The organism is Epibacterium ulvae (assembly GCF_018678075.1).
Lineage (GTDB): Bacteria > Pseudomonadota > Alphaproteobacteria > Rhodobacterales > Rhodobacteraceae > Epibacterium > Epibacterium ulvae_A.
Genome location: NZ_JAHHIR010000022.1, coordinates 78,868 through 101,221, shown reverse-complemented (window position 1 = coordinate 101,221; position 22,354 = coordinate 78,868). Strand labels below are relative to the sequence as shown.

Genomic DNA, 22,354 nt, shown 5'->3' with positions numbered 1-22,354 from the left:
TGCGGTCGTCAGACCAAAGACGGGCGGGAGCATCCCGTTGGGCCGGGCGGATCATCCGTTTTCGCGCAGGATATGCCCCGCCAGGTAGAGCGATCCGCAAATCAGCACCCTTGCGTCGGGGTCTTGCGCCACGATCTCCGCCAGGGCCTCTTCGACGGAACCGGCGACCTGCGCCGCCATCCCGACGGCTGCGGCTGCGTCGCGCGTGTGCTCAGCGCTCAGCGTGTTCATCTCTCCGGGGATCGAAACACCCGTCAGACTATCAGCCACAGTTGCAAGCGGGCGCATATAACCCGCGATATCTTTGGTGTTCAGCATGCCGCAAATCAGGTGGGTCGACCGTTTTGGTAAGCCCGCCAGTACCGCACCCAGCGCCGCACCCGCTGCCGCGTTATGCCCGCCATCCAGCCACAGCTCAGCCCGACCTGCGACCTCAACCAAGGGGCCCGTCGCAAGACGCTGCATCCGCGCAGGCCAGACCGCATCGGTCATCGCCGCCTCACAGGCAGCTTCATCTGCCCCCAGATGCCGCAACACTGCCAGCGCGGCCCCGGCATTGTCGATCTGATGCGCACCAAGCAGCGCGGGCAGCGGCAGGTCCAACAACCCGCGTTCATCCTGAAACACCAGCCGCCCGCGTTCTTCCCAGACATGCCAATGCTGACCCTGCGCAATCACTGGCGCGCCAAGACGCAGGGCGACGTCTTCGATCACCTCCATCGCCTCCTCGGATTGCGGGCCAACAACCACGGGCACGCCGCGTTTGATGATGCCTGCTTTCTCGGTCGCGATCTTGGTCAGCGTATTGCCCAGAAACTGTTCATGATCGATTGACACCGGGGTGATCACCGAGATCTCGGGCGTGACCACATTGGTGGCATCCAACCGCCCACCAAGACCGACCTCCAACAGGGTGTAATCCGCCTCTGCCCGGGCAAAGGCCAACAGGCCGGCCACCGTTGTGATCTCAAAATAGGTGATGTTCTCACCTTCGTTCTTGGCGTAGCACTCACCCAGAATGTCGATCAGATGTGCTTCTGAGATCAGATCGCCCGCCAGACGGATGCGTTCATGAAACCGCGCCAGATGGGGTGAGGTATAGGCGTGCACCGATTTACCCCAGCCTTCCAGGCCTGCGCGGATCATCGACTGGGTCGACCCTTTGCCATTGGTGCCCGCAATATGGATCACCGGCGGCAGGTCTTCTTGTGGATTGTCCAGCGCCGCCAGCAGACGCCAGACACGGTCCAACGTCAGATCAATGATCTTGGGATGCAGCGCCATCATCTGCGCCAGAATGTCATCAGAGCTTTGGGTCATGGCTTTCACGCTTTCTTACAAAAAAGCCCGCCGTTCCAGGGCGGGCCTTTCGTCACCGACTACGATATCGGATTCAATCGCTTTTGGCTGTCTCATCTGCGGCAGTTTCCGGTGCCGTTTCGGCCTCGGCTTCTGCGGTTGGCGCATTGTCTTCGGATGGGGCTGGCAGATCGCCAACCACTTGCGGCGGTTCTTTCATCAACATGCGCACGATGGTGATCAGTTCCGACCGCATCTCGGTCCGTGGTGTCACCCGATCCAGCATGCCGTGATCCAGCAGATATTCCGCGCGCTGGAAGCCTTCGGGCAGTTTTTCACGAATGGTCTGTTCGATCACACGGGGACCCGCAAAACAGATCAAGGCATTGGGTTCCGAAATATGCACATCCCCCAGCATCGCATAGGACGCGGTCACACCACCGGTGGTGGGATGGGTCAGCACAACGATATAAGGCAGGCCTGCTTCTTTGAGCATCTGCACCGCAACCGTGGTGCGCGGCATCTGCATCAGGGACAAGATCCCCTCTTGCATGCGCGCGCCGCCAGCTGCGGAAAACAGCACCAGCGGACGGCCCAGTTTGACGGCTTCTTCGGCGGCGGCAATGATCGCGTTGCCCACATACATGCCCATGGATCCGCCCATGAACGAGAAATCCTGCGCCGCAGCCACAATCGGCGTGCGCCCGATTTCACCACAGGCCACCAGCATCGCCTCGGACTCATCCGTTTTCTTTTGCGCCGCCTTCATGCGATCTGGGTAACGCTTCTGGTCGCGAAATTTCAGCGGATCAGCCACCGGTTCCGGCACGTCGACCTCGGTAAAGACACCGCCATCAAACAGCGCAAGAAACCGGTCGCGCGGGGTGATGTGCATATGGTGCCCACACTGGGTGCAGACGTTCTGATTGTCGCTCAGCTCGCGGTGAAACAGCATAGTGCCGCATTCGCTGCATTTATGCCAAAGGTTCTCAGGGACTTCACGGCGCGAAAAGATCGAATTGATCCGCGGCCGGACGTAGTTGGTGATCCAGTTCATGTCATGCCTTCACATGGGGCGGTTTGGCCCATCAGATAAGGCCAGTTTGCAGCAATTGCAATCAAGCCCTGATCGCAAGCCGCGCAACAAGCCAGGAAACCACCATCATTGCGAAATCCACCCACAGCCAGGGGCGGATCTGCGCGCTGTCGCTCAACTCAAAGGGCACAAGATGCAGCGCCAACCCGTTTAGGCTGCTGGGAGAGCCGACAATCAGCAAAGCCACCACATTGTTCACCAGATGCACCGCCACCGCAGGCCCCAGACTGCCGGCCCGCGCGGTCAGATCCGCCATCAACACGCCAAACAGCCCAGCCCAGATCGCGATCAACAGCGCATTGTCCCCGGCCTCCGCTGGCAGATAATGCCCCAGCGCAAAGACCGCCGAGGGCAGCACCATCCACACCCAGGGCGTGGAAAACCGCGCTGCCAGCGCCTGTTGGATATAGCCGCGAAACAACAGCTCTTCGGCTTCGACCTGCGCAAAAACGCCCAGCAGCGCCAGCGGCAGCAACCGGACCCAGTGCCCCATGTCCAAATTGGGTTCCAACGGCACGCTCACCCCGTATGGCGGCGACAGGGTGATCACTACCCACAACAGAAACAACCCCGCCAACGTGCGGCGAAACTGGCGGAAAAACAGCGGCAAAGGGCCAAACAGGCTCAGTTCTGAGCGGTGATGAAACAGCCGCGCGGCCAGAACCACGCCGATGCTGACAAAGACAAAGCTGAACAGCAAGACCAGCATTGCACCCGGCGTTTTTCCTTCGTGGGGGGCGGACAAACCGGGTGACATTGCCGCCACCAGATCAATAAACAGCTTTGTCCCAGCCAGGCTGACGACAGCAACCAACACCAGCCCGGCCACAATCCGCCAGATCGCAGCATGCGGGCGGGCGGGGGCCACCAGACCTTCATGCGCGCCGTATCGCGGAGCCAGAATATACATGAGGTGTTTCATCAAAAATCTGCCCGAATTTCCTGCAACATGCCAAATCATCTGCCAATCAACTGTGACGCAACTGCATCCCCGCCGAGAGGGTTAAAATAAGGTGAAAACCGGCGCTTGATCCATTTTATCGGCCCGTCTATCCCATGTGGGACTCCAAACGCCTAAAAGAAAGGACGCGGGTCGTGACGACGCCAAAATCTTTCGGTCGCCGCCTACTGGCCCTTGTTGTTCTCTCCGCTGCTTTGGCGGGGTGCAGTGATTCTGGCGTGTTCTCCTTTGCTTCTCGTTCTGCGGACCTGGGCCGCAGCCTGCCGCGTGGATTGACCGAAATCCGCATGGGCGAAGACCCGGTCATCATCGCCGCACCCGAAGGCTTCTGTTTCGACCAGCAAACGCTGGAACGCAGCGACGACGGCGGCTTTGCCCTGCTGGCGCGTTGCGAGAACGTGCGCCCCTTGACCCGCCACCGACTGCCCTTTGGCCGTGAAAATCATCTGGATCCTGCGGTAATTTCGGCCGTGATTTCCGGCCCGCTGGTGGCCGCCCAGACCCCAAGCGTGGGTGCGTTGATCAACGCCTCCTCTCCGGTGCGGGTCTTTGCCGAACATCCCGATTCCTTGATGCCCATGGTGCGGATGCAGGCGACAACGCCGGGCGTTCCGGGCACCAGCACCACCCAGTGGCGCGGCGCGATGGCGCTTGGCAATCGGGTGATCGCTCTGTCGCTTTATGCCCCTGACGGGAGTGAGCTGCTTGGCCCTTCTGGGGCGCAGCTATTGCGGGATATGGCGCGCCGCTCTGACATCCGTTCCCGCGATGCGCTGCCACTGGCCACGCCAACCGCCGCACTACGCCCCACCGCACGTCCCACGCCGGTCGCTGTCGCCGCGACAGAGGTGCCATACGGCCCCCTGCGGCCCCGTCTGCGCCCCGGCACGCCCGCGCCTGTAACCATTGCCCAGGCTCCGCGCCCGGAAAAAGTTTCACGGCGCTGGCGCATTGGCGATTTGTTTAAATGATCCTGTTTGAATAGATTGCAGTCCAAAGCTCTGGCAAAAGTCAGATAGTAATAGGCATATCGAGGGTTAAATGGGTCAGTTGTTAGACCGGGTGCTCCACCGTCGGGCGTGGCAGTTCTGGCGCAAAGCCGCAAAGAACGCACCAAAAACACCGCTGGGAACCTTGCGTGGCCAATTGAACCAGGCCCGCCGTCTGCGCCAGCATCTGGACCGGGTGGTCCATATTGGCGAAGGTCGGCTTGCCCTGCCGCAAATCGGCTCCTCTGCCTTTCCCAAACCCCATGGCACCGACTGGTCCTGGCGTCCCGAGCTTTGGCGTGGTCCGCTGGCCACCCCCGGCCTGTCCTCGGTTCAGACCAAGGCGCGTCTGGGTTCTGAGGTGCAGATGTTTCACGACTGCGCCTCGTCCGAGATCACGCTGCGCCAACTGCGCAACAGCCGCGAATCCGATCTGGCCCCTTTTGGGCTGCGGATGGATGTGTTCAAATTCGACGGCTCCTTCCTCAGTCTGGTTGTGGAACTGCCCGCCGCCGCCGCACACGGTTTGGCCAAACAACATCTGATCCGCGTCAACGGCCTGATTGAGAGCGAGCAACCTATTGAAATCTTTGCCCGCCTGAACATTCAACACGGGCCAAACACAGAACAATTGGTGCGTGAACTGTCCTCCGATCAAAAAGACCAGATGGTCGAATTTGACCTCGCCTATTCCCACCTGAATGAAAAACGCATCGAAAAGCTGTGGCTGGATCTGATCTTTGAAGCGCCCGACCTGAACCAGGTGATCCTGCGCGATCTGACGTTCCTGCGCCTGCCCCGCGCCGCCCTGTGATGCACTCTGAGACGGAGAGAGACCCGATGACAGATCTGACGCTCAGCAAAACCCGGTTCCGCAATGGCCTGTGGGAAGGTCGCATCGAAGGCAAACCCACCTATGGCGGCCGCCCTATGGTTGAGGTCCGCTTGTTCGACACGGTGCTCGAAGACATCTCCCTGACCGAAGGGGAGCGCGCCAACGTCTGGAACCTCTCCATCCGGGTCCCCGTCCATGCGGTGTGCGAAGGGGTGCAGACCTTTGTGATCTTTGACACGATGGACGAGGTCAAACTGGGTGAATTCACCCTGATCGGCGGCGATCCCGCCAGCGACGACATCCGCGCCGAGATCGAGCTGCTGCGTGCAGAACTCGACATGTTAAAACGTGCCTTCCGCCGTCACTGCCGCGACACCGCCTAAGGCGGGTTACTTCAGCGCCTGAAACTGTTCCGCCAGCGCCTGCATCAACAGCGCATACGGGATCGGGCCGAAACTGGCACGCGCGGCACCTACCTGGCGGGCGTCCTCAACCGTGATGCCGCGCATAAACGCGTTCACCGGCAGCGGGCTTTCAGAACAGATCCGCGCCAACAGATCCAGATCCCGCAGACCCGGCACAAAGAAACCGCTGCCGCCCGCCTCGGCATAGGCCGCCGCGCGCTCCAGCGCCTCAGGCATCAGGGCGGCGTGTCTGCTGGCGTCTTTTTCCTTTAGAAACAGATCGGTGCGCGCATTGACAAAGATATGCGCATTGGCCGCCCGCACGGCCGTCACCCGACTGGCCTGTTCGGCCACGGAGTAGAGCTGCGCCGTGCCTACGACCTGATCCTCGAAATTCAGTCCAATGGCGCCGGTCGCGGCCAGTCGCGTCACGTTTTTGGTCAACTGCTCGGGTTCGCGCACATAGCCGCCCTCGAAATCGATGGTCACCGGCAGCTCGGTTGCACTGACAATCTGCGTCGCGGTTTCCAGCAGGCGATCCAGGGGAATGGTCTCACCGTCTTCATACCCTTGCGACGTGGCCAACGGATGGCTACCGGTGGCAATCGCCTTGGCCCCGGCAGCGGCAATGGCGCGCGCGCTGCCCGCATCCCAAATGTTATACAGCACCACCGGATCGCCCGGTTGATGCAATGCGGCAAAGCTTTTGGCACGGGTCTCATAGGTCATGCGGATAATCTTTCACTATAATTTGCTTCCACTTCAATCAGACGACGTTTACGCCAGATCCCACCGCCATAACCAGTCAAATTGCCGTCAGCCCCAATCACCCGGTGGCAGGGGATCAGAATCGCAATCTGATTTTTGCCATTGGCCCGCGCGACAGCACGGGTGGCGCTTGGTCGGTTCATTTCCTGCGCCAGATCGCCATAGCTGCGAGTCTGGCCGGCCGGAACCTCACGCAGGGCTTGCCAGACCTCTTGTTCAAACGCAGTCCCATGCAGGGCGCAGGGCGTTTCAAACCGCGACCGCTGTCCCGCAAAATATTGATCCAGCTCGCTTTTCAGCTGCTCTGTCACGGCTGTGCGGCCAAAGCCCAGCCCACCCGGTTGGCGCTCCTGCAGGCGCTTCACCTCGGTTGGCAGCGCCTTGCGATCAAAGAACTCCAACAGATGCAAGCGGTGCGCGCAGGCAATCGCCACCATCGTCCCCAAAGGCGTGTCGATCCAATCCGCCCGCATCAAGGCACCGCTGCGGAACTGCCCCGGCGCCAGCCCGATCCGTCGCCCAAAACCCGCGCGAAAGGCGCTGGCGCTGTCAAACCCGGCATCGATCTGGGCCGCAATCACCGACTCGCCCTCTTTGAGCGTGGTGAACCCTTCGCGCAGACGCCGTTGACGGGCCATTTCCAGGAACGTCACCGCAAACTGGCGCTTGAACACCCGGCGCACGTTTGACGGATCAAACCCCATCGCCACAATATCCCCCTCGCGCCATCGCCGCGTGGGTTCGCGGTCCAGCGCCGCCAGCAGGGGCGTCACAATCGGATCATCTCCCGCCGCCTGGTGCAGCGGGCGGCAGCGTTTGCAGGCGCGAAAGCCCGCGTCGATACAGGCCCCAACCGACGGGTAGAAGCGGCAATTTTCAAACTTGGGCTTTTTCGCCGTGCAGGACAGGCGGCAAAATATCCCGGTTGAGGTCACCCCAACCCAGGCGCGCCCCTCGTAGCTGTCATCGCGGTCCAACAAGGCCCGGTACAGTGTTTTGGAATCAGGAAGCTCAAACATCATGGCCTCACCCTACTCCATTGCCGTGGCAGGTGACGCCGCAATTCGGGCAAGTAATTTGGAAGCCCACACAAAAAGCCGCCCCAAAAGGGACGGCCTTGGCATTTATTTAGAACCTGAAATCAGTTCGGAGCCAGTTTCGACAGGCCTTTCAGGATGTCGATGGCATAGGCCAGCTGGTAGTCCTGCTCGCGCAGCTCGGCTGCGGCTTCGGCCTTGGCGCGATCTTCTTCGATCTGGCGGATTTCATCCTCGCTTAGGCTGTCATTGTTCAAGCTGCCACGCAGATCGGCCTCGGAACGTTGGAAACGGTTTGTTGTCTCCTCCTCTTCCTCGGCGTTGGGATCGCGGCGGGGCTGTTCGACAATGATGTCCGGGCTCACACCCAGCGCCTGGATCGAACGACCCGACGGCGTGTAATAACGCGCAGTGGTCAGACGCATCGCGCCGCTACCACGCAAAGGCATCACGGTCTGAACCGACCCCTTACCAAAGGATTTGGTGCCTACAACAATCGCGCGGTGATGATCTTGCAGCGCGCCGGCCACAATCTCGGACGCGGACGCAGAACCACCGTTGATCAAAACCACCATCGGCAGATCCTTCGCCAGATCACCGGGTGTTGCGTTGAACCGTTCGCCGTCTTCCGGGTTGCGACCACGGGTCGACACGATCTCACCTTTGTCGAGGAAGGCATCCGACACTTTGATCGCCTGGTTCAACAGACCACCGGGGTTGTTGCGCAGATCCAGCACGATGCCTTCGATGTTTTCAACACCGCCTGCTTCGTCGATCTGCTTTTCAAGGCCAGCCGCCAGATTGTCATAGGTCTGGTCGTTAAACGTGGTGACGCGCAGAACCGCGGTCTTGCCTTCGGTGCGGGCACGCACTGCGGTCAACGTGATGGTGTCGCGAATGATCGACACGTCAAAGGGTTCATCCGCCCCTTCACGCACCACGGTGATCACGATCTCGGAGCCAACCGGGCCGCGCATCAGACCCACCGCCTCGTCCAGCGACAGGCCCAGAACGCTTTCGTTGTCCACATGGGTGATGAAATCACCCGCCTCAATGCCGGCTTCCTCAGCAGGGGTGCCGTCAATCGGAGAGACAACTTTGACAAAGCCCTCTTCCTGAGTGACTTCGATCCCCAGACCGCCAAATTCGCCACGGGTCTGCACCCGCATCGCCGCCGCATCATCGGGCGACAGATAAGACGAATGCGGGTCCAACGACTGCAGCATGCCGGAAATGGCAGCCTCGATCAGTTCCTTGTCTTCGACCTCTTCAACATATTGCACGCGAATGCGCTCAAAAATGTCACCAAAAAGATCCAGCTGCTCATAGACGCTTGTTTCGCGCGCGCCCTCCTGTGCCAGCAGCGGCCCCGTTACATATCCGGTTGCCACAATACCTGCCAGCGTGCCGCCAATTGCGGCCATCGCGATTTTCTTCATGAACGTCATCCATTCTTGCCGGTTTCGAACCAGGTTTCGGGGTCCACCGGGCTATTGTCCATTCTCACTTCTATATAGAGCGTTTCTGAACGATCAGTTCCAGCCCCTTCACCGCTTAGTGACAAAATAGCATCCGCCTGCGGCGTTTGACCGCCCATCAAACCAACGGGCGTGCCCTCTGGGATCACCTGCCCGGTCTCGCCAAACACTTCGGCCAGGCCGGAAAACACAAACAGCGTATCGGGCTGCGGTTCCAGGATCACCACATTGCCCAGATCCAGCAACGGGCCGCGATACCGGATGGTGGCGGCAGTCGGCGATTCGACCAATGCGCGAGGACGGGTGGCCACCAACATACCGGGACGTGCAATGCCCGCCGCGTCCCGCTGCCCATAACCGCGCAGCAGCAAGCCCTGCACCGGCATGTCCAATTCACCACGGCGATCGCTGATATCACTGGTATCCGCAGCAATCTCTCCACCCGCAATCTCGGCCAATCCGCTGGCAAATCCTGTCAGTGTTTCCGTCGATGAGATCAAGATCGCGGTGCGCACCGGATCTTCGGTGAACCGTTTTGGCAAATCGGTGCGATCCGCAATGGCCGCCGACAAGGCGCTGCGGGCTGTCTGCACCCCTTGCAAGCCCTCTTGCAGGGTGCCCAGCGCGCTTTGTTGTAGGATGCGCAGGGTCTGCACCTCGTTCAGATCGTTTTTCAGCGCATTGACCCGCGCCTGCAGACCGGGCGTAACCTCGGCCAGCATCATCGCTGACCGCGCCGCCCCCAACGGGCCTGCGGGATGCAACATCAACACCGGCGGTTCCGAGGTCTCAATCGTCTGCAAAATTCCCAGCAGATCCGCCACTTCGCCTTCGCGCGCCTTCAGCTGTGCGCTCAGCGCGGTTTCGCGACGGGCCACCCGGCGCAGACCATCGCGCATCGCCGCCAACCCGTCCTCATAGGCCTGAACCGTTTCCGTCAACGCCTTGACCCGATCGCGCGCGCCCGCTGCATCGCGCATCTGGGTGCCCGCAGCCTCCAGCCGCGCAGCAGCCGCCTGTGCGGCCGACGCAGGTTCCTGCGCAGCAAGAGGCGACGCCCCCAACAAGGCCAGCCCCAAAACAGTAGATCGCGCGACGCGCCGGATCATTTCAGCAGGCTCTCCCCGGTCATCTCAGCCGGTTGTTCCAGCCCCATCAGATCCAAAAGCGTAGGCGCCAGATCGGCGAGCCGTCCGTTTTTCAATGTCGCCCCTTCCGGTCCCCCCACCAGCGCCACCGGCACCAGATTGGTGGTATGGGCGGTGTGAACGCCACCGGTTTCCGGATCCAGCATCTGTTCGCAATTGCCGTGGTCAGCGGTGACAATCATCGCACCACCCGCAGCCTCAAGCGCGGCCACAACCTGTGCAAGCCCTTGATCGACGGCCTCGCATGCCTTGATCGCGGCCTGCAGATCACCGGTGTGGCCGACCATATCGGGATTGGCGTAGTTGGTGACAATCAGATCATACCCCGTCGCGATCGCTTCGACTAATTTTTCAGTGACTTCCGGTGCCGACATCTCGGGCTGCAGGTCATAGGTCGCAACCTTGGGCGATTTCGGCATGAACCGATCTTCGCCCTCATAAGGCGTCTCGACCCCGCCATTCAGGAAGAAGGTCACATGCGGGTATTTCTCAGTCTCGGCCAGACGGAACTGACGCTTGCCCTGTTTGGAGACCCAAGCCCCCAGCGTGTTGACAATCTTCCGCTTGGGATAGGTCGTGGTCATATAGGCGTTATGGCCGTCGGAATATTCGACCATGCCCAAGAGACCTGCAAATTTGGGCCGCAGGCCAGTGTCAAACTCGGCAAAATCCGCCTCACCAATGGCGCGCAGGATCTCACGGGCGCGGTCGGCGCGGAAATTCAGGCAAAAGAAACCATCCCCGTCCTGCACACCCGCATAGTCACCAACCACGGTGGCTTTGACAAATTCATCCAGCTCGTCGCGCCCATAAGAGGCCTCAACCGCTGCGGTGGCTGTGGCTTCGGTCTGCTGACCTTTGCCATTGATCATCGCGTCATAGGCTTGGCTCACCCGCTCCCAGCGGTTGTCACGGTCCATGGCGAAATAGCGACCCGTCACCGTGGCGATCTTGGCACCCTCGGCCATTTTCTCTTCCAATGCAGCGACATAGCCCAGCGCGGATTTTGGCGCAACATCGCGACCATCGGTCACCGCATGCAGATAGACCGGCACGCCTGCGTCACGAATGGCTTTGATCGCGGCCAGGATATGGGTCACATGACCATGCACGCCCCCGTCCGAGACCAGCCCCATCAGATGCGCGGCACCGCCGGTCTCTTTCAGCGTGGCGATGAACGCCTGCAAAGCCGCGTTGTCAAAGAACGAGCCATCCTCGACCGCCAGATCAATCTGACCCAGATCCATCGCCACCACCCGGCCGGCCCCAATATTGGTGTGTCCAACTTCGGAATTGCCCATCTGCCCGGTTGGCAGGCCCACGTCGGGACCATGGGTGATCAACTCGGCCATCGGGCAGGTTTTGGCGATCACATCTAACGTCGGGGTCTGCGCCAGATAGGGTGCATTGGCGTCACCGGGCGTGGCGCTGCCCCAACCATCCAGAATGCAAAGAACAACAGGTTTGGGTGTACTCATCAATTCGCTCCGGCGCTGCCTTGCCCCCAAAAAGGGCTTATTTCTTCGGTCATATGCCTTCTACAGACTTGCACGCCTTTGGCAAACCACCTTCGCGGCCGCACAGCGATGCCTGCGTTCAACTTTTGCGTATAGCGCGGCCTCATGGGTCTTTTTTATCCAAGCTCCCTCCCTGGGGCGGGGTCAGCAGGGGACGCAGCAACGCCACCGGATGCGCCTTGAGGCTCAGCCGCATGGCCACGTAATCCTCGACCACCTCCTCCCCCAATGTCATACGCGGCAGATCTGCGGCCGGTTCCTGGATCAGCTCCCCCTCCAGCTCCCGTTCAAACAACGGCAAAGGACGTTTGGCGGTGATCGCCTTGGCCGCCCACAGGGCCTCGCGCCGGGTCATCCCCAAGGAGGCAAATGCATCCGCCTCGGCCAGCCGTGCAATCACCGGCGGCAACAGCCCCGCCTTGCGCCAGACATCCGCCACCTCGTGATAGCCATTGCCGCGCGCAGCCGTCAGCCAGCTGGCATCTTCATCCGACAGGCCTTTGATCTGGCGAAATCCAAGACGCAGCGCCAGCCCGCCGCGCCCGTCCGGCTCCATCACATTGTCCCAATAAGACTGGTTCACACAGATGGGCCGCACCTCGACCCCGTGTTCACGGGCATCGCGAACGATCTGGGCCGGCGCATAAAACCCCATCGGCTGCGCATTCAACAACGCACAGGCAAAAATGCCCGGGTGGTGGCATTTGATCCAGGCCGAGGCATAGACCAGCAGCGCAAAACTCGCCGCATGGCTTTCGGGAAACCCATATGAGCCGAACCCCTCGATCTGGGAAAAACACCGCTCCGAGAACGCCGCATCATAACCGTTCTGCGCCATCCCCCGCAGGAACAGACTGCGGAACTCACTGACATTGCCGTGTTTTTTGAACGTCGCAAGCGAGCGGCGCAGCCGGTCCGCCTGTTCCGGCGTAAAGCCCGCGCCCACCATGGCAATCTGCATCGCCTGTTCCTGAAACAGAGGCACGCCCAGCGTCTTGCCCAGAACCTCACCCAGGGCATCGGACGGGAAATCAACCGGCTCCTCACCGTTGCGACGGCGAATATAGGGGTGGACCATATCGCCCTGGATCGGGCCGGGCCGGATAATCGCCACCTCAATCACCAGATCATAGAAATGGCGCGGGCGCATCCGGGGCAGAAAATTCATCTGCGCCCGGCTCTCCACCTGAAACACGCCAATACTGTCGGCCTTGCACAACATATCATAAACCGCCGGATCCTCGGGCGGCAGCGTCGCCAACGTATAATCCAGCTGGTGATGCTGTCGCATCAAATCAAAGGCCTTGCGGATGCAGGTCAGCATGCCCAGCGACAGCACGTCGACCTTGAGGATGCCCAGGGTTTCGATGTCATCCTTATCCCAGCAGATGACCGTGCGCCCCTCCATCGTGGCGTTTTCAAGCGGCACCAGTTCGTCCAGCCTGCCTTGTGTGATGATAAAACCGCCCACATGCTGGGACAGGTGGCGGGGAAAGCCGATCAGCTCCTCGACCAGAGCCAGGGTCTGGCGCAGACGGCGGTCATTGGGATCCAGTCCGATTTCGCGCAACCGCTCCTCAGTCACGGCAGAGCTGGCGTAAAACCCCCAGAGCTGGGATGACATGGCCGCGATCGTATCCTCGCTCAACCCCATCGCGCGCCCCACTTCGCGGATGGCGCGTTTGCCGCGATAATGGATCACCGTCGCACACAGGCCCGCCCGTTCGCGCCCATAGCGTTGGTAGATCCACTGGATCACTTCCTCACGGCGTTCATGTTCAAAATCTACATCAATATCAGGGGGTTCGTCGCGTGCCTCGCTGACAAAACGTTCAAACACCATCGTGCCCATCTCGGGACTGACCGAGGTGACGCCCAGACAGAAACACACCACCGAATTGGCCGCAGACCCCCGCCCCTGACACAGAATATCGCGGGAACGGGCAAAATGGACGATATCGCGCACCGTCAGGAAATAGGGCTCATAGTTCAGCTTTTTGATCAGGGCGAGTTCATGTTCCAACATGGCGCGCACCTTTTTCGTGGCCCCTGCCGGGTAACGCCAGCGCAGGCCTTCTTCGGCAAGACGGCGCAACCGCTCGGTCGGGGTCTCGCCCTCGGCCTCGCTTGGATAATCATAGCGCAGCTCATTGAGGGAAAAATTCAGCGCAGCGGCCAGATCCGCGGTGCGATGGACCGCATCCTCGAACCCTTTGAACAGACGTAGCATTTCAGCCGCAGACCGCAGGCGCTGTTCGCCATTGGCCAACGCGGCACGGCCCAGCTTGTCCACCCGGCGCCCCAGGCGTATGGCCGATAAAACATCCGCCAACCGCCGCCGCCGCCCATGATGCATGCGCGGCGCAGCGCCGGCCAATGTGGGCAGCCCCAATTGCGCCGCCATGTCGGTCAATGCAGCAAACCGCGCCGGATCCGCCCCATCATAATGCGGCGCCATCATCAGATGCATCCGCCCACCAAAGCGGCGCGTCAACCCGTCCATATGCGGCCCCCACCCGCCCGCGCCGCCGGGCATGCCTTCCGCCTGTGGCACCAGGATCAGGTGGAGATCTTGTGCAAACTCCATCAGATCCGCCAGGTGGAGGGTACAGCTGCCTTTTTGCGCCCGCAGCCGCCCCGCAGACAGAAGCCGGGTCAGATTGCTCCAACCATGTCGGGTCTGCGGCAGGGCAATGACCGGCGGCGCGTCCACAAACTCCAGCCGCGCCGCCGGGATCAAGCGTGGCACATCATAGACCGGGAAACTGTTGCCGCTGCGTGGCAGATCAGCCGGACATGGCGGGCCAATCGGCGTGTTGGCTTGATCCCAGGCCTGACGTTCCCGCACCCGGCGGGCAATATCCGCCGCTTCAGCATGGGCCCGCACGATCCCCGCGACCGAGTTCACATCCGCAATCGCCAATGCCGCCACGCCGATGGTTAGCGCACGGGTGATATACTCCTCCGGATGCGCGGCTCCGGTGAGAAAGGTGAAATTGGACAGACAGGCGAATTCGGCGAACATGGGCATGGCAGAGATATGATATTCCCCTTTTGTTCCCATTGCGAGTCCGCTGTGAAACGGGGGAATTACCGCGCAGAAACCAGATGCGCCAACGTCGATCCGGCCTCGTAATAGGCGCCACGTAGCCCTGTGAAAGCTTCACAATGGTCCTGTTGCGCGGCGATGGGCAAGGCGGCTTTATCGCCTGCAAGCAATGCCTTGGCCGCACAAGTTCCAAAGACCGTACCCGGCCCAATGCCGCGTCCCGAATAGCCAAACACCGCAAAGGCATCCGGGCCGAATTCTACGATCTTGGGGATATGGTCTCCGGTCATCGCGATCTGACCACGCCAGCGATGTTCAAACGACAGATTCGCCAGGTCCGGAAAGATCTGCGCCAGTTTTCGTGTGGCCCATTGCTTGTGAACAGAGCCCGTCGGGCCCCTGGCATTGCCGATACCGCCGACGATCAGGCGGCCAGATTGATCCAGCCGGAGGGACGACATGACAAGGGCGGTGTCCCAACATCCTTCGCCGCCTGTCAAAATCCGTTCACGCTGCGCAAGCGGCAGAGGGTGGGTGGCGAATTGGCTGTAGGAGACGGGTACAAAGGCGGGTGCGTAGGGGCTGTTGAACCCGTCGAAATAGGCATTTGTCGCCAGCAGGACCGCTTTGGCCGCGACACTACCTTGGGCGGTTTGAACCCGCCATTGACCGCTATCCCGCGAAAGCCGGGTGACCGCTGATCCGGTGTAAATCTGCGCGCCGGCCTGTTGCGCGGCGCGTGCCAGTCCGGTGCAATAGGACAAGGGCTGAACCGTTCCTGCGCGCGGATCAAACAGCGCGCCGTGATAAATGTCGGATCCGGTCCGGCGCGCGGTCTCTGCCGTGTCCAACAGCTGGAGAGGTGCGCCGAATTGATTGCCTTGGCGGTGTCGATTTTGCAGGTCGCGCAGACCGGAGGCCGCGTGCGCCAGATGTAGAGTGCCGTTCCGGGTGGCCTCGCATGAGATATCGTGGCGCGCGATCAGGTCGAACACCTGCGATGGGGCCTCAGACAGAACCTCGATCAGGTGGCGGCCCGGACCGTCGCCAAGCGCGGCGATCACCGCGTCCGGGGGCAACCAGAGACCTGCGTTGACCAGACCGACATTGCGACCCGACCCACCGTGGCCGATCGTCTGCGCCTCAAGCAGCACCACGGATGCGTCCTGGCCTGCGGCCTCGAGTGCGGCGGCGCATCCGGTAAAGCCGCCGCCGATGATCACCAGATCTGCCGCCACCTCACCCGTCAACTGTGCACTGTCGCAGGTTTCGCTGCGCGTCGACCGCCAGAGGTTTTCAGTGTGTTCAAAAGCCATAGTGAAGCGATCCAAATATCGTCACCGGCCAGTTAGGCACAGTGTGACAGCACTGGAAATACGTTTTCTGAATATCAGGACGTTTTTGCACCACGGTCCAGAGTGCAGGCCGCCAAAATGCTCAATTTCGCACCACAGGACGGCCCACATAGGTTTCGCAGAGAAACCTATCTTATTGTTTAATATGCTAAAATATTAATACCGCGGCGTGCGCAGCTACTGCAACGCCTAAGCCGCCGAGGAGGTCAGAGAGAGGAAGACATCCTCAAGATCTGCTTCTTCGGTTTTGACGTCGCGGATCGAAATACCGGCGGCCCGCACCGCTTCCAGGACGGCTTCGGCGGTGGTGGCCTGGCTGCGGTAGCGCAGGACAACGGCGCCGTCACCGCGCAACTCAGCCTCGATCCCGTCGCCTTGGGGTAAGGTGGTGACCGGAGTGGCAGGGTGAACCACCATCGCGCGCCCATCCAGACGGCCAAGCAGATTGCTGGTGGTGTCGCGTGCCACAACCGATCCCTGATTGATGATCGCAATCTCGTCGCACATTTCCTCGGCCTCTTCCAAGTAATGTGTGGTGAGGATGATGGTCATGCCTTGCGCATTCAGCTTGCGAATATTGTCCCACAGCATCTGGCGCAGTTCGATATCGACGCCGGCCGTGGGTTCATCCAACACCAAAATATTGGGCCGATGCACCAGCGCCTTGCCCAACAGCAGACGCCGCCGCATACCGCCAGAGAGGGTCCGGGCATAGGCTTCGGCTTTGTCTTCCAGGCCGATCATCCGCAGAATCTCATCACTGCGGCGGTCGGATTTGGGCACGCCATACAGGCCTGCCTGCACTTCCAATGCGCCGCGTGGGGTGAAGAAGGGATCGAGGTTCAGCTCTTGGGGCATGACGCCAATGGCGGCACGAGACTGGCGCGGGCTTGCGTCCTGATCAAAACCCCAGATCGACACTTTGCCGCTGGTTTTCAGAACCAGTCCGGCCAAGATATTGATCAAGGTGGATTTCCCGGCACCGTTGGGCCCCAACAGACCAAAGACCGACCCGCGCGGAATGGACAGATCGATGCCCTGTAACGCGTGTTTCTCGGGCTGACCTTTGCGCCCGTTGTAGGTTTTCCGCACTGCTTCCAGACGGATTGCATCTTCGCTCATCCCAGCCCTTGCCCCCGGTTTTGCCTTGGCTCATAAATGCGCGTATATGAAAATCAAGAGGACCGCCAGCGATGAGCATCGAAGCGCCTGAAACCAAGATCGTAGATAGCTACCGCATCTCATGCGACGGCAGCGAAGGCGCATTAGGCCATCCGCGCGTCTACCTGCAAATCCCCACGGACGCGGGATTTGTGGAATGCCCTTATTGCGACTGCAAATACATCCACAAGGATCACGCAGACAAAGCGGCGTAAAACCTACCGTTTAACCGTTTGAAACGCGCCCCAGCGATGTGGGCGCGTTTTGTTTTGGGCGTGTTATTGTGAGCTGGATGTTCAATTGAACCGGGCCTTGTTCGCGCCGGTTGTTACAAGAAAACGCATCAGGCCAGTTTGCAGACCGCACAGAAATCAATCGATTGACGCCGTCTCGCCTAACGGCACCATCCGATCGCCACATTTCAACGTGGATTTGTGGTCCTTATCTTCGAAAAAATGCACGACATCGTCGCCGGTCCAGGCACGAATCATGCGGCCTTGGCTGTCTTTGCCGACGCCGATTTGCGTTCCGTCGCGGGTGTCGCGCCCGTCGTAGACCAGATGAAACCGGGACCCGTCGGTGCATTTGAGACGCGCGCGTCCCTCGCCACGGATGTCTGTTCCGTCAACATCGCTCCAATGGCCGGAACATTGCACGCCTTCGCTGGTGTGACCCAGAATGATGCCAACCCCATCGCCGCGAGCCTGCCCGTCAAAAAACACGCCTTTGTCGCCGATACAGGCCAAAACCCGCATGCAGGCCCGCTTTTCACCCTTTGAACGCGGGCATGGGGGTTGCGCGGCTTGCAGGTCGGACGGGGTGGTTTGGCCCTGAATGGCAGAGGTCGTCGATGCCTCTGTGCGGGCGGCAGTGCCCATAGAAACGGTCAGGAGCAAAAGAGCGACTGGAAGAACAAAGCGGAACATGTCAGTAAACACTCAACGAAGCTTGGAGAAGAATGTCATGAGCAATACTGAATTCGGCAAGGGCTGTCATCTGCATCTTATCGACGGTTCTGCATTCATTTTCAGGGCTTATCATGCGCTCCCCCCCTTGACGCGGAAATCTGATGGGCTGCCGATTGGTGCGGTTTCTGGATTCTGCAATATGCTGCAGCGCTATGTCGAGAGTAACACGGGCCCAGACGCCCCTACGCACGTAGCTGTGATCTTTGACCACTCCGGCAAGACATTCCGTAACGAGATGTATGATCTCTACAAGGCCAACCGCCCGCCGGCGCCCGAAGATCTGCGCCCGCAGTTCCCGCTGACCCGCGATGCCACCCGCGCCTTCAACATCGCCTGCAAGGAAGTCGAAGGGTTCGAGGCCGACGATATTATCGCCACGCTCGCCTGTCAGGCCCGTGACGCCGGTGGGCGTTGTACCATCATCAGCTCGGACAAAGACCTGATGCAGCTGGTCGGCGACGGGGTTGAGATGCTGGATGCGATGAAAAACAAACGCATCGACCGCGACGGCGTGCACGAAAAATTCGGCGTCGGCCCCGAGCGTGTTGTTGATGTGCAGGCGCTGGCTGGCGATAGCGTGGATAACGTCCCCGGCGCGCCCGGGATTGGGATCAAGACGGCGGCGCTGTTGATCAATGACTTCGGTTCGCTCGAAGAGCTGTTGGATCGCGCCGAAGAGATCAAGCAACCCAAACGCCGCCAGACTTTGATCGAAAAACGCGACCAGATTGAAATGTCCAAGAAGCTGGTGCAGCTGGATTGCGACATGGATCTGGATTTCACCATCGCCGATCTTGAGGTGAAAGATCCGGAACCGGAGGTGCTGTTGCAATTCCTGGCCGAAATGGAATTCACCACCCTGACAAAACGGATGGCAAACCAGCTGGGTCTGGAAGCTCCGGTGATTGCAAGCGTCGCGGCCCCAGAAGCCGCCGCCGCAGCGCCAGAGGCTGTGCCGTTTGACGCTGAAAAATACGAATGCGTGCGTGACGGCGCGGCGCTGCAAAAATGGATCGACCAGATCTATACGCGCGGCTGGGTTGCTGTGGACACCGAAACCACCGGCCTGGATGAGATGGTCGTGGATCTGGTGGGCATATCGCTGTGTGTTGAGGCCGGCAGCGCCTGCTACATCCCGCTAACCCACAAGACCGGCGGCGATGATCTGTTTGGCGGCGAAGGTCTGGCCGACGGGCAGATGCCACTGGAGGACGCACTGGCGTTGCTGAAACTTGTGCTCGAGGATCCGGCGATCCTGAAAATCGGCCAGAACATGAAGTATGACGCCAAGATTTTTACTCGCTACGGCGTCGCGGTCGGACCTGTGGATGACACCATGCTGATGTCCTATGCGCTGCATGGTGGTGAGCACGGGCACGGCATGGATACTTTGTCTGAACGTTACTTGGACCATACGCCAATCCCGATCAAACCCCTGTTGGGCGTGGGCAAATCCGCGATCACATTTGACAAGGTTGCGATTGATGAGGCCACGGCCTATGCCGCCGAAGACGCTGATATCACCCTGCGATTGTGGCAGCAGTTCAAACCAAAACTGCACCAGCGTCAGGTCACAACAGTCTATGAAACGCTGGAACGCCCGCTGATCCCGGTGCTGGCGCAGATGGAGATGCACGGTATCAAGGTCGACCGCGAAACCTTGAGCCGGATGTCCAATTCTTTTGCCCAAAAGATGGCCGGGCTTGAGGCGGAAATTCACGAGCTGGCGGGGGAGACGTTTAATGTGGGCTCCCCGGCGCAGCTGGGCGAGATCCTGTTTGACAAGATGGCGCTGCCGGGTGGCAAACGCGGCAAGAACGGTAAATATTCCACCGGCGCGGATATTCTGGAAGATCTGGCAACCGAACACGACATGCCCGGTCGGGTGCTGGATTGGCGGCAGCTGTCCAAGCTGAAGTCGACCTATACGGACGCGCTGCAGGATCATATCAATTCCGATACCGGCCGGGTGCATACCTCTTATTTGCAGACCGGGGCCAACACCGGCCGGATGGCGTCCAGCGATCCGAACCTGCAAAACATCCCCGTGCGCAGCGAAGAAGGACGCCGCATCCGCGAGGCCTTTGTGGCGGAACCCGGAAATGTACTGTTGTCGCTTGACTATTCCCAGATCGAATTGCGCATTCTGGCGCATGTGGCGGGGATTGATGCGCTGAAGGCGGCCTTTGATGCGGGGCAAGACATTCACGCCATGACCGCAAGCGAGATGTTTGACGTGCCGCTGGATGAGATGACGCCAGACATTCGCCGACAGGCCAAGGCGATCAACTTTGGTGTGATTTACGGCATTTCCGGCTTTGGTCTGGCGCGCAATCTGCGCATCCCGCGCAAAGAGGCGCAGGGTTTTATCGATCGCTACTTTGAACGGTTCCCCGGTATTCGCGCCTATATGGACAGCACGGTGGAGTTTGCCAAGGAGCACGGCTATGTGCAGACCCTGTTTGGCCGCAAGATCCACACGCCCGAGATTGCCGCCAAAGGGCCAAAGGCGGGCTTTGCCAAACGCGCCGCGATCAACGCGCCGATCCAAGGCACGGCCGCCGATGTGATCCGCCGCGCCATGGTGCGTATGCCAGAAGCCATCTCCCATCTGCCTGCGCGGATGCTGTTGCAGGTGCACGATGAATTGTTGTTCGAAGTGCCCGAGGCCGCCGTCGAGGAAACCATCTCGGTGGCAAAAAAGGTGATGGAGACGGCAGCAGATCCGGCGGTGCATCTAAACGTGAAACTGGTTGTGGAAGCGGGCCAAGGGCGGAACTGGGCCGAAGCCCACTGATACCGTCGCGCGGATTGTTGACGAAGGGGTCCGTGCAGCAAAGGCTCCCGCCTACACCGCATCCCTCCTGACGGAGCGACGCTGTGCAGTTGGGCGTAGCACCGCGCGATGCGCGGTGCTACGCGCGTTATTAGGTATGTTGCTGTTTACCGCAAGAATGTCCTAATCCGGTGCCCCACGCGTGACCCGCGCCGGGCACAGCCCGGCGTTTGGCCCAACGGGAGCGGATCTATTTCAATGGATCCGTGACGGGCGGGAGTATCGCTTGGGTAATGTCTTACAGATCGCTCTCTGCATCTCGGACCAGCTTGGCCACCACACGGCTTACAAAGGGTGCGACGACCAGCACGATAGTAAAGGCAACCGGCCATGCAAACGCCCAAGCGCCCAGCCAGGCGCTTATGGTTTGCGCGCCGAAACCCACATTTTTGACGCTCGCAATAAACGTTACGAGACAGGACATAATGCCTGACAACAAGAAACCAAACAGGATCGGGGCGTAACGCGCTGGGATCATAGGAACTCCGGGCTTAAATCTGCCCCTTAGATAACCACCGCCTTCGCAAAAGCAATGGGGCGGACGCGCGTTTTTTTTCAGGTCACGGTTCGGCCAACCAGCCAAGCGAATCCTCGGTACGCAGAGTCGAGGGTGTGTATTCTGCGCTGGCCCAACCATCATAGCCGCTGTCATCCATAGCAGCAAAAAGCTGTTCGAAATCGACAGGTCCGGTGCCCGGTTCACACCGCCCTGGGGCCGCACCGAATTGGACATGGACCGCATGGGCGCTAAATTCATCCCAGACGGCCCGAGCATCGCCGTGGATCATTTGGGCGTGGTAGGCATCATATTGCAGCCCGACGTTGGGGCGATCGACCTCTGCCAGGATCTCAACCGCGTGCGCATAATCGTTCAGGAAATAGCCGGGCTGGTCGGCTGCATTCAAGGGTTCGATGGTAAATTGTTGAGCTGGTGCCTGATCTGCGGCCAGTTGCAGGTTTCGGATGAAACAAGCCCGCGCCTCGGCCCCTTTTGTGTACCCGGCCATGATGTGGATCATCTTGGGGCGCAGTACATCGGCGTAGCGTATCACACGGCGGATATCGCGCGTGAACCGCTCTTCCATCTCGGGCATCGCGGCATAGCCTGGCCGGCCGCCGGTGTAATTGGGCGGTGGCGCGTTGATCAACAGCAGCTCTAACCCATTGGCCAACAACGCACGTTGGGTTTCCTTGGCGGCGATCTCATAGGGAAAGAGCACCTCCACCGCTTCAAATCCCGCGTCGGCGGCGGCGGAGAAACGATCCAGATAGGGCAGCTCTGTAAAGAGCATCGAGAGGTTGGCGGCGAAGCGTGGCATCGAGGTCCTGCGTGTCTGTCCCAAAAGTCGGCTTTGGGTCTAGCGGCAGCCTATGGCAGCGCCAAGCCAGCGAAAACCCTGCATTTGGTGCAAATTTTCGCGATGGCGGCAGGCCGCCGATGCCGCCGGTCCCA

Annotated in this window: 19 protein-coding genes; 5 read left to right on the top strand and 14 right to left on the bottom strand. The window is 60.2% G+C overall.

Going from position 1 to position 22,354, the window contains the following annotated elements; translation table 11 throughout:
- Positions 1–51: 51 nt before the first annotated feature.
- The 3 genes from KMP13_RS05175 to KMP13_RS05165 form a co-directional block, all read right to left on the bottom strand.
- The gene (locus KMP13_RS05175) at positions 52–1,320 is read right to left on the bottom strand and encodes a bifunctional folylpolyglutamate synthase/dihydrofolate synthase (RefSeq protein WP_215264491.1); all 1,269 of its coding nucleotides are present in this window, start codon (positions 1,318–1,320) and stop codon (positions 52–54) included.
- Between the two features lie 73 nt (positions 1,321–1,393).
- Entirely contained in the window at positions 1,394–2,356 is a 963-nt protein-coding gene (accD, locus tag KMP13_RS05170) for an acetyl-CoA carboxylase, carboxyltransferase subunit beta (RefSeq protein WP_215264490.1), read from the bottom strand.
- Positions 2,357–2,417: 61 nt separating this feature from the next.
- Positions 2,418–3,317: a CPBP family intramembrane glutamic endopeptidase gene (locus KMP13_RS05165; RefSeq protein ID WP_251363683.1), complete on the bottom strand. Its 900-nt coding sequence runs from the start codon at positions 3,315–3,317 to the stop codon at positions 2,418–2,420.
- Positions 3,318–3,490: 173 nt separating this feature from the next.
- Here KMP13_RS05165 and KMP13_RS05160 point away from each other — a divergent pair, with 173 nt between their 5' ends.
- The 3 genes from KMP13_RS05160 (at position 3,491) to KMP13_RS05150 (ending at position 5,563) form a co-directional block, all read left to right on the top strand.
- A complete protein-coding gene (locus KMP13_RS05160; RefSeq protein ID WP_215264489.1) occupies positions 3,491–4,327 on the top strand; it encodes a hypothetical protein in 837 nt (278 codons plus the stop codon).
- A gap of 70 nt (positions 4,328–4,397) precedes the next feature.
- Positions 4,398–5,159 (top strand): DUF6478 family protein, encoded by a 762-nt coding sequence (locus tag KMP13_RS05155; RefSeq protein ID WP_215264488.1) that lies wholly within the window; start codon positions 4,398–4,400, stop codon positions 5,157–5,159.
- 26 nt (positions 5,160–5,185) lie between these two features.
- Complete coding sequence (locus KMP13_RS05150; protein ID WP_215264487.1) at positions 5,186–5,563, top strand: hypothetical protein; 378 nt, start codon at positions 5,186–5,188, stop codon at positions 5,561–5,563.
- Positions 5,564–5,569: 6 nt separating this feature from the next.
- Here KMP13_RS05150 and KMP13_RS05145 read toward each other — a convergent pair whose 3' ends face one another.
- The 8 genes from KMP13_RS05145 to KMP13_RS05110 all read right to left on the bottom strand — a co-directional run bounded on the left by KMP13_RS05145 (position 5,570) and on the right by KMP13_RS05110 (position 17,058).
- Entirely contained in the window at positions 5,570–6,313 is a 744-nt protein-coding gene (locus KMP13_RS05145; RefSeq protein WP_215264486.1) for an isocitrate lyase/PEP mutase family protein, read from the bottom strand.
- A complete protein-coding gene (locus KMP13_RS05140; protein ID WP_215264485.1) occupies positions 6,310–7,374 on the bottom strand; it encodes a bifunctional transcriptional activator/DNA repair enzyme AdaA in 1,065 nt (354 codons plus the stop codon). Before KMP13_RS05140 ends, KMP13_RS05145 begins: the two co-directional genes overlap by 4 nt.
- Before the next feature lie 119 nt (positions 7,375–7,493).
- Positions 7,494–8,828 (bottom strand): S41 family peptidase, encoded by a 1,335-nt coding sequence (locus tag KMP13_RS05135; protein ID WP_215264484.1) that lies wholly within the window; start codon positions 8,826–8,828, stop codon positions 7,494–7,496.
- A 5-nt stretch (positions 8,829–8,833) separates the two neighbouring features.
- Positions 8,834–9,976: a murein hydrolase activator EnvC family protein gene (locus tag KMP13_RS05130; protein ID WP_215264483.1), complete on the bottom strand. Its 1,143-nt coding sequence runs from the start codon at positions 9,974–9,976 to the stop codon at positions 8,834–8,836.
- Positions 9,973–11,493 carry a 2,3-bisphosphoglycerate-independent phosphoglycerate mutase gene (gene gpmI / locus KMP13_RS05125; protein WP_215264482.1) on the bottom strand — a complete coding sequence of 507 codons (1,521 nt, stop codon included), beginning with the start codon at positions 11,491–11,493 and terminating at the stop codon, positions 9,973–9,975. Before gpmI ends, KMP13_RS05130 begins: the two co-directional genes overlap by 4 nt.
- A 142-nt stretch (positions 11,494–11,635) precedes the next feature.
- Complete coding sequence (locus KMP13_RS05120; protein WP_215264677.1) at positions 11,636–14,557, bottom strand: error-prone DNA polymerase; 2,922 nt, start codon at positions 14,555–14,557, stop codon at positions 11,636–11,638.
- A 65-nt stretch (positions 14,558–14,622) separates the two neighbouring features.
- Entirely contained in the window at positions 14,623–15,897 is a 1,275-nt protein-coding gene (locus KMP13_RS05115) for an NAD(P)/FAD-dependent oxidoreductase (protein ID WP_215264481.1), read from the bottom strand.
- Positions 15,898–16,125: 228 nt separating this feature from the next.
- A complete protein-coding gene (locus KMP13_RS05110; RefSeq protein WP_215264480.1) occupies positions 16,126–17,058 on the bottom strand; it encodes an ABC transporter ATP-binding protein in 933 nt (310 codons plus the stop codon).
- A 71-nt stretch (positions 17,059–17,129) separates the two neighbouring features.
- On the opposite strand from KMP13_RS05110, the gene KMP13_RS05105 reads away from it, so the two are divergent.
- Positions 17,130–17,312, top strand: coding sequence for a zinc-finger domain-containing protein (locus KMP13_RS05105; RefSeq protein WP_215264479.1), 183 nt, complete (start codon positions 17,130–17,132; stop codon positions 17,310–17,312).
- Positions 17,313–17,468: 156 nt separating this feature from the next.
- Here the strand turns inward: KMP13_RS05105 and KMP13_RS05100 are convergent, their stop codons facing one another.
- Positions 17,469–18,023, bottom strand: coding sequence for a hypothetical protein (locus tag KMP13_RS05100; RefSeq protein WP_215264478.1), 555 nt, complete (start codon positions 18,021–18,023; stop codon positions 17,469–17,471).
- 37 nt (positions 18,024–18,060) lie between these two features.
- Between KMP13_RS05100 and polA the strand changes: the two genes are divergently transcribed.
- On the top strand, positions 18,061–20,862 hold the full coding sequence (polA, locus tag KMP13_RS05095) for a DNA polymerase I (RefSeq protein WP_215264477.1): 2,802 nt from the start codon (positions 18,061–18,063) through the stop codon (positions 20,860–20,862).
- A gap of 277 nt (positions 20,863–21,139) precedes the next feature.
- Here polA and KMP13_RS05090 read toward each other — a convergent pair whose 3' ends face one another.
- A complete protein-coding gene (locus tag KMP13_RS05090) occupies positions 21,140–21,379 on the bottom strand; it encodes a DUF2798 domain-containing protein (protein WP_215264476.1) in 240 nt (79 codons plus the stop codon).
- An 82-nt stretch (positions 21,380–21,461) separates the two neighbouring features.
- On the bottom strand, positions 21,462–22,220 hold the full coding sequence (locus tag KMP13_RS05085) for a hydroxypyruvate isomerase family protein (RefSeq protein ID WP_215264475.1): 759 nt from the start codon (positions 22,218–22,220) through the stop codon (positions 21,462–21,464).
- Positions 22,221–22,354 lie beyond the last annotated feature (134 nt).